Origin of the sequence: Henriciella mobilis, from assembly GCF_003576315.1 — a bacterium.
GTDB lineage: Bacteria > Pseudomonadota > Alphaproteobacteria > Caulobacterales > Hyphomonadaceae > Henriciella > Henriciella mobilis.
The window spans coordinates 93,684-101,476 of the sequence record NZ_QWFZ01000016.1; the positions used below are offsets into that span (position 1 = coordinate 93,684).

9 protein-coding genes are annotated in these 7,793 nt (G+C 57.5%); all 9 read left to right on the forward strand.

The window, feature by feature from the left end:
* Positions 1-4 precede the first annotated feature (4 nt).
* A complete protein-coding gene (locus D1227_RS09025) occupies positions 5-1,099 on the forward strand; it encodes a DUF2231 domain-containing protein (RefSeq protein WP_034827457.1) in 1,095 nt (364 codons plus the stop codon).
* Between the two features lie 92 nt (positions 1,100-1,191).
* On the forward strand, positions 1,192-1,596 hold the full coding sequence (locus D1227_RS09030; protein ID WP_084397004.1) for a copper resistance protein B: 405 nt from the start codon (positions 1,192-1,194) through the stop codon (positions 1,594-1,596).
* 27 nt (positions 1,597-1,623) lie between these two features.
* Positions 1,624-1,830, forward strand: a complete 207-nt coding sequence (locus D1227_RS09035; RefSeq protein ID WP_084397002.1) for an SHOCT domain-containing protein — start codon at positions 1,624-1,626, stop codon at positions 1,828-1,830.
* Positions 1,831-1,870: 40 nt separating this feature from the next.
* Entirely contained in the window at positions 1,871-2,986 is a 1,116-nt protein-coding gene (locus tag D1227_RS09040) for a nuclear transport factor 2 family protein (protein ID WP_143435347.1), read from the forward strand.
* Between the two features lie 42 nt (positions 2,987-3,028).
* Positions 3,029-4,063, forward strand: a complete 1,035-nt coding sequence (locus tag D1227_RS09045; protein ID WP_233350154.1) for an acyltransferase family protein — start codon at positions 3,029-3,031, stop codon at positions 4,061-4,063.
* Positions 4,060-4,422, forward strand: a complete 363-nt coding sequence (locus tag D1227_RS09050) for a hypothetical protein (protein ID WP_084396995.1) — start codon at positions 4,060-4,062, stop codon at positions 4,420-4,422. The genes D1227_RS09045 and D1227_RS09050 overlap by 4 nt, the downstream gene beginning before the upstream one ends.
* Positions 4,419-5,144 (forward strand): helix-turn-helix domain-containing protein, encoded by a 726-nt coding sequence (locus D1227_RS09055; protein ID WP_119404568.1) that lies wholly within the window; start codon positions 4,419-4,421, stop codon positions 5,142-5,144. The genes D1227_RS09050 and D1227_RS09055 overlap by 4 nt, the downstream gene beginning before the upstream one ends.
* A gap of 176 nt (positions 5,145-5,320) precedes the next feature.
* On the forward strand, positions 5,321-5,572 hold the full coding sequence (locus D1227_RS09060; RefSeq protein WP_084396990.1) for a DUF5676 family membrane protein: 252 nt from the start codon (positions 5,321-5,323) through the stop codon (positions 5,570-5,572).
* Positions 5,573-5,658: 86 nt separating this feature from the next.
* On the forward strand, positions 5,659-7,793 hold a 2,135-nt coding region (locus tag D1227_RS09065; RefSeq protein ID WP_147373292.1), incomplete at its 3' end, for a copper-transporting P-type ATPase.

Below are 7,793 nucleotides of genomic sequence, written 5' to 3' on the forward strand. Positions count from 1 at the left end.
CAAAATGGGCGGTTTCATAGAACCCAATATTCACCCCGTGCTGGTGCATTTTACCTATGCCCTCGGCACATCTGCAGCCTTGGCATATGTGGCTGGCCTCCTCGTACCTGCAGGCCGCTGGCGCGACAGCCTTCGACCGGCCGCCGACTGGATGCTGGCATTGGCTGCCTTGGCGGTTCTGGCCACCATCGCGGCCGGGTTTCAGGCCTATTACAGCGTTGCTCACGATGCGCCGTCCCATGAAGCGATGACAACCCATCGCAACTGGGCTGTTCCCACGGGCCTCGCATTACTGGCCCTCGCCGGTTGGCGCTGGCTGAGAAGGGCCTCGTCGCCCGGCCCGGTATTTGCGATCAGTGCCCTGGCGGTGGCAGGTCTTTTGACGGTTACAGCGTGGTGGGGAGGCACAATTGTCTACAAGTACGGACTTGGCGTGCAGACCCTTCCTGAAGCCAGCGGGCCAGGCCACGATCATGATCATGGCGGCGGAGCCGGTCATGGCGACCAAGGCACCGTAAATTCAACAGACGATCATCAAGACGCTCACGGAGCGCCTCCATCCGACACGATGGATGGATCATCGGCGAGCGGCGATGGACATGATCACGACCATACCGACGGTGCAGCTGATCGAGAAATGTCAGGCACGGTCCCCGCCGGACACGACAACTCCGACGGCCATCACGACACCAAACCGGTCTCGACTGATGAACAGGCGATCCTGGATATCATGGCCGCGATCGAAACCGGTTGGGAGACCGGCGATGGCGAACTGTTCCGACAGAACTTTCTCGACTGGTCAGGCGCCCGGTACTTTGAGTCAGGCGGCGAGAATACTGGCCTGCTCGACCTTGTCGAAAATCATGTCGAGCCCGAAAAAGATACCATTCCGGATCTCGAACTCGACTTCTCGAATATAGACGTGCAATTCGAGGGAAGTGACTTTGCATGGGCTGTCGCGGACACAGCGATCAGTGGAACGTTCAGCTCCAATGGCGAACGCCTGGAGCGTATCGGGAAACAAACGGTGCTGTTCCGCAAGGTCGCCGGCACCTGGCAGGTCATTCACACGCACTCGTCCTCTCGTGCGCCGCGATAAGGAGGAAATCCAAACTGCCGCGTGCTGGCCAAGTTGAAATGCAATCGGCAAGCGGCGATGATATTGAGTATACCCCATATGGGTATTAGGTCATGACTGTCCTGTCCTTCCCCCAGAAACCCTACTTCAAACTGGCCCATAAAGTGCGGGCTGGACATTGGTTTGAAGCTGACGCTGCTGCTTTTGTGAGCACCGAAGGCGACGTCACGGCACGGGTCGAGGCCGAATATGAGTTGCTGCTAACCCAGCGTCTGATCCTTCAACCCCGCTTAGAAGCGAGCCTTTCTGCTCAGGATATGCCTGACCTGCAACTCAGTTCTGGTTTAACCAGCGTTGATGCCGGCCTGCGCCTTCGCTACGAAATTGTTCGCGAATTCGCGCCATATATTGGCGTCGAATGGCAAAGCGCTATTGGCGATACCGCAGACTTCATTGAGGCGTCTGGAGGCGAAAAAGATCAAACGGCATTGCTCGTCGGTGTGCGAACCTGGTTCTAAACATGATGGAGATCTAAATTGGCCGATATGGGGCATATGATTTTCGGCAATCTTGGCGCGCTGATTTTTTGGGGCGTCCTGGCATTGCTGATCTATGTCGCTGTGCGTGCGACCATCAATCGGGACGGGGCGGACTCCAAGTCCAACGACCCGGTCGATATCCTCCGGCGACGATATGCGCGCGGCGAAATAGACAAGGAAGAATTTGATCGTCGCATGAAAGACCTGAGCTAACGCCGCTTGCAGACCCCACAATTCTTGAGGGGTCAGGCAAGTGTCCGGCGTATCACCCAGACAATGCCAGTCGCTGAAGATAGCGACGCTCACGCATATGGCTAACTGGGAGGCGCTTTTGGGCGATTTGATTGAACCGAACCTGCATCCGATTCTGGTGCATTTTGCCTATGCGCTTAGCCTCACGGCTTTGGCCTCTTATGTGTTGGCCGCCTTTTCGCCTGTCGAGCGATGGCGAGAGACTCTGCGCCCGGCCGCGGACTGGATGCTGGCCTTTAGTGCGATCGCAATCGTGCTGACAATCGCGGCAGGATTTCAAGCCTATTACACGGTAGATCATGACGCGCCGTCGCATGCAGCGATGACCACCCACCGCAACTGGGCTGTACCATCCGGCCTCGCCATCCTCCTATTGGCGGCCTGGCGATGGACGGGAAGAGCAAAAGCCGCCTCAGGCATTTTCGTCACAGGCTTGGCTGCGGCCGCGCTCGCCTTAACCGTCACGGCCTGGTGGGGCGGCAAAATCGTCTATGGCTACGGCCTTGGGGTCAAAAGCCTGCCGCAGGTGACAGGAGATGGCCACGACCATGATCATGGCGGCGGCGGCGTCACGGCAGATCATGATATGGATCCCATGCCAGATTTAGCGCCGACCGCGGCTGCCCATGAAAACTCCGATGGCCATCACGACGTCGCTCCAATCAGTCATGACAATAGTGATGGGCACCATGATGGAGACAGCCCGTCCACAACACCCGCGCCACAAGCTGGATCGCCGGCGAGCGTCGCTGACGCTTTCGGCGAAGCGTTAAAAGCAGGTGATGAGGCGGCGCTGCGCGCGCTGTTTTCCCCCGACGTCGTGATCGCTGAGGGCGGCGGCGCCGAGCGCTCATTCGAAGAGTATGCCGGCCATCATATGCCCGCAGACATGGCTTATACAGCCGCGGTTTCATTCGATCTCAAAGACCGAAACATTCTCGAGAATAGCGATATCGCTACGGTGATCTCTCAATCGGAGATTAATGGCGCCTATAGAGGCGAGCCCGTGCACCGCCAAGCTATGGAAACCATGGTTCTCAAACGCGACGCTGGGGTCTGGAAGATTCACCATGTCCATTGGTCATCCGCGCCGATCACCGAAGATCACGAGCACTGATAAATGGCTGGGGGTGGCCAAACACAGCTTGCGGACCCGCTGATGGGTCAAAACCACTTCACCGCGGTGCGGTGGGTGTTGGCGATCGCTGTAGTACTCGGTCATATCTGGCTCCTCACGACAGGGTTCGAACCGTTTCGCATCCACGAATGGACTGCCAGCTATATGGCCGTGAACGGGTTCTTCGTCCTGTCAGGCCTCTTGATTGCCAAGAGTCTTCATACAAGGCGCGATATGAAGGCTTATGCAGTTTCACGGTTTCTGCGGATCTACCCAGCTCTGGTGATTATACTTGCGGCTTTTGTCCTCGTCTTCGCGCCTGTCTATTCGGCCGAGGGCGGCGGATCATTGTTTCAGCCGGAGACCTGGCAATACACCTACAAAGTCTTGGCGCTTGGCGATCCCGACAGCGCGCCCGCACAGATATTCTCTCAGAATTTGGAAACCGACTTTAACGGGCCGCTCTGGACCATTCGGTTCGAGCTAGCAGCGTACATCCTAGCGGGCATCGCGTTCATGTTTGGCACCGTCAACGGCCCATGGCGTGTTCTTAGCGTCTTCTTGCTTGTGCAATCGGTCTATCTTAGCGCGCCTTTGTTCATCGATACGAGTGCGCTCCCGCCGAGCGTGATGTCCTTGCTCCGCCTCTCATCGGCCTTTCTGCTCGGAATGACGCTTTGGCAGTGGCCTATTTTGCGCAGACCGCCCCTCTTGGCGGTCGCAGGTCTGATTGCAGCGTTCGCGCTCCTTGGCGGCGGCCCCCTCGGCGAATTGTTTGCGACCCTTGCCCTCACAAGCCTAATGCTTCGAGCTGGATTGCCAAAACGTGCGTCCGTCCGCATCGCCAAAATTCCGGACTATTCGTACGGGATTTATATCTGGCACTACCCGCTTTTGCAGGTATTTCTGGTTGGACAACCAGATGTTAGCCCCGCTGTCCTGGCTATAATGACCGCGCCGCTCATTCTGCTCGTCGCGGCCACTTCGTGGCATGTCATCGAAAAGCCAGTGCTTGCTCTGAAGCTGCGCGCCCGCTCGATAAACCAAAAAACCGTATCGCCGGAGGTGGCCGCATGACCTCCGCGTCGCATTCACTGATTGAAACATTGCTTCGGGCTCAAAGCCAATTTGAGAAGCTTATAAGCAGCGCATCTGAAAACACACCCGCAACTAAGTTTGCAGAAATGGCATTCATGACGGCCGAGGTGTGCATTCTTCTTTCTGAGGCATTTGCGAAGTCGATCGAACACCGCCGAGAAAATCTCCTCAGGGCACTACGAGCGATGGCAGGTATTTTCAGAGGCCTTGAAAGAGCCTCGCTGGAAACGACGAGCAACAGCCCGAACAGGCTCGGGACCGCGTGCGGTCAATGCGAAACAGCGATCTACGCTTTTCTTAAAGCAACCGAGCCTGACACTCAGGGGAGATTGAAATGAGCGCGGCGCCCTGGTCTGGCGCGTTGGCCATCGGGGTCGGCTGGGCCGCGCTCGACGCTCGCCTTGGCAAGAACACGGCACATGCTCATTTGGCACATCAGGCCATACTCGGGCTGGATGGCGCAGTCGTGGTGACGACAAACTCAGAGATAGTAGCCCCGACCGGCAAGGCTATTCACATCCCTACTGGGCAGACCCATTCCATCGGTCCTGAGGGACGCCTGACGCGCTCGATCTATATTGACCCGCGCTTTTCCGGAATTCGAAACGATCAGCAATGCAATCAGCCTGCCTGCCTTTCGGATGATCTATCAGCCGCTCTGGAGCACATCACCGACACTAATCAGGCGCGCGATTGGGCGAAAAGGTTCGCGGGCCGGTTGCCTGGTTCGGCCATAGATTCACGCCTACAAAAAGCCCTTGGCAACGTTCGCGCACTCGCCAATCCCGCCGCTCTGGCGCGCGAGCTCGCGCTGTCTCCAACTCGGCTGCGAGAGATCGTCAAGGCGGACTTCGGTGTTCCGCCCAGCAACCTATTGCAATGGTTGCAATTGCTCGGCGCCGCTAAGGCAATGGAGGCGTCGTCCAGTCTCGCTGATGCAGCGGCCGCGGGCGGTTTTGCTGACCAGGCGCATTTCACTCGCCGACTGCAACAATGGTTCGGGGTGACCCCAAAAATTGGCCTGTCGGGTTTGGAGGTGTCCGTCGATGATCTCAGCTGATCCCTCACCCAACGCGGATTGGTCGGCGCGCTTGTCTTGCTCAAGACAACGATGCGGGCCCTAAGTATATATACGGAGTAACCAATACCCCCTATGGGTATTAACTCATTTTCGAAGCAACGCATCGCTGTCGCACGAATTATGTGGCGGCAACAACCAAAGAGAAGGAAAACACCATGCGCCTCATCCCCACTGGGCACGCCCTATCCATTTTTCTCGCCATCACGTTTACGCTCTGTATCGCATGGGGGTTGGTCGCACCGCCTAGTCTCCACATGCACGGTGCGTGGGAAGAGCTCCTACCCGGATTTGAATTCATTTCGGTTTCAAGCTTCTTCCTCGGCCTCATCGAGTCCTACGTTTACGGCTGGTATATCGCGCTTGTCTTCGTACCGCTCTACCGGCTGTTCAATCGCCAAAAAGCCTAATGCAAGAACTCCATTAAAGATCAGCCGCCCAACCCGGGCGTTGACCTTTAAGAGTGACACTGAAGCCAAACCCCGGAGGGGCGGATATGACCAATACCGATCATAAACATCACGAGCATGGACATCATGATCACCACCACGGGGATGATCATGATTGTTGCCATGGTGGCGGAGACGCCGATGCCGGCGCGGACGGCAAATATGATCTCGTCCCGCAGGGCTACACAGGCACGGTCTATACATGCCCGATGCATCCAAACGTTCGCGACGTCCGAAACTCCGGGTGCCCTATCTGCGGCATGGCGCTGGAGCCAGAAGGTGTTGTCGTAGGCGAAGAAGACACTTCAGAACTCGACGATATGACCCGTAGATTCTGGATCAGCGCCATCTTCACCATCCCGCTTGCCATTTACGCCATGGGTGACCTGATCTCCGGCAAACCCCTCGAAGGGCTTTTGCCCGCCGGTTGGTCCCAATGGGCTCAATTCGTGCTGGCGGCTCCTGTCGTCCTCTGGGGCGGATGGCCATTCTTCGTCCGTGGTGTTCGGTCGGTACGGACGATGAACCTCAACATGTTCACCCTTATCTCTCTCGGCGTAGGCGTTGCTTTTGTCTTCTCGCTTGTTGCAACAGCTTTGCCAGGCATCTTTCCGCACGCATTTCGCAATGAGGCTGGCGAAGTCGCTGTATATTATGAAGCGGCCGCGGTGATCACGACGCTCGTATTGCTCGGGCAGGTTCTTGAGCTGCGAGCCCGAAGCGCAACATCGGGAGCAATCCGCGCGCTCCTGGAACTCACCCCGCCGACAGCAAACCGAATCGTGGCGGACGGACAGGAAGAAGAGGTTTCCGTCGACGATGTCCAGAGCGGTGACCGGCTACGGGTCCGGCCAGGCGAAAAAGTACCTGTCGACGGCGAAGTTGTTGAAGGGCGTTCGAATGTCGACGAGTCCATGATCACTGGAGAACCTATTCCAGTCGAGAAAGCAGCAGGGGATCCGATTACCGGCGGTACAGTTAACGGCACCGGATCACTCGTCATGGCCGCGACGCGCGTCGGCGAAGATACAATGCTATCGCAAATCGTACGCATGGTCGCCGAAGCTCAGCGCTCACGCGCGCCCATCCAGAAGCTCGCCGACACAGTGGCCGGCCTGTTTGTCCCGGCCGTCGTCGTGATCGCGATTATCACTTTCATCGTCTGGGCGATTTTTGGGCCTCACCCGGCCATGGCTTTTGCGATCGTCAACGCCGTGGCTGTGTTAATTATTGCGTGTCCCTGCGCGCTTGGCCTTGCAACGCCGATGTCAATTATGGTCGCCACAGGAAAGGGCGCACAGAGCGGCATTCTGATCAAAAATGCTGAAGCGCTCGAGACGTTTGAAAAAGTCGACACGATCGTCGTCGATAAGACCGGCACTTTGACAGAGGGCCACCCCAAACTTGTGACAGTCGAGCCTGCGAGTGGTCTCGCAGAAGCAGACTTCCTGGCTTACGCTGCCGCGATTGAACGCGGGAGCGAGCACCCTCTTGCGCAAGCCATCGTCAACGGGGCCGAAGAGCGCGGCGCAGCGCGCCTGAAGTCGACCGATTTTGAATCAGTCACCGGAGAAGGCGCGCAGGGCCGGGTCGATGGAAAGCTTTTCGCCATCGGCAACGCCAAGATGATGCGCCGGGTCGGTGCTTTTGACGAAACACTGAAAGCCCATGCTGAAACCTATCGCCGCGACGGCCAGACGGTGATGTTCGCCGCTCTGGACGGCAAACCGGCGGGCCTGATTGGTGTCGCCGATCCAATCAAAGAAACGACCCCTGAAGCCATAGCCGCCTTGCACAAGGCTGGCATGAAAGTCGTCATGCTGACAGGCGACAGCCTGGCAACAGCACAAGCGGTTGCACGCCAAATCGGCATTGATGAGGTAGAGGCCGATGTGTCACCAGAAGACAAAAACCGGATCGTGCGCGAACTCCAATCGAAAGGTGCGGTCGTCGCCATGTGCGGCGACGGCATCAATGACGCGCCTGCCCTTGCTCAAGCGGATATCGGAATAGCCATGGGAACCGGTACAGATGTGGCCATGGAGAGCGCCAGTGTCACCCTGGTCAAAGGCGATCTTCGCGGTGTCGCCCGCGCGCAGCGGCTGAGCCGCGCGACGATGGGCAATATTCGCGAAAACCTGTTCTTTGCCTTTATCTATAATTCGCTCGGCGTGCCGGTTGC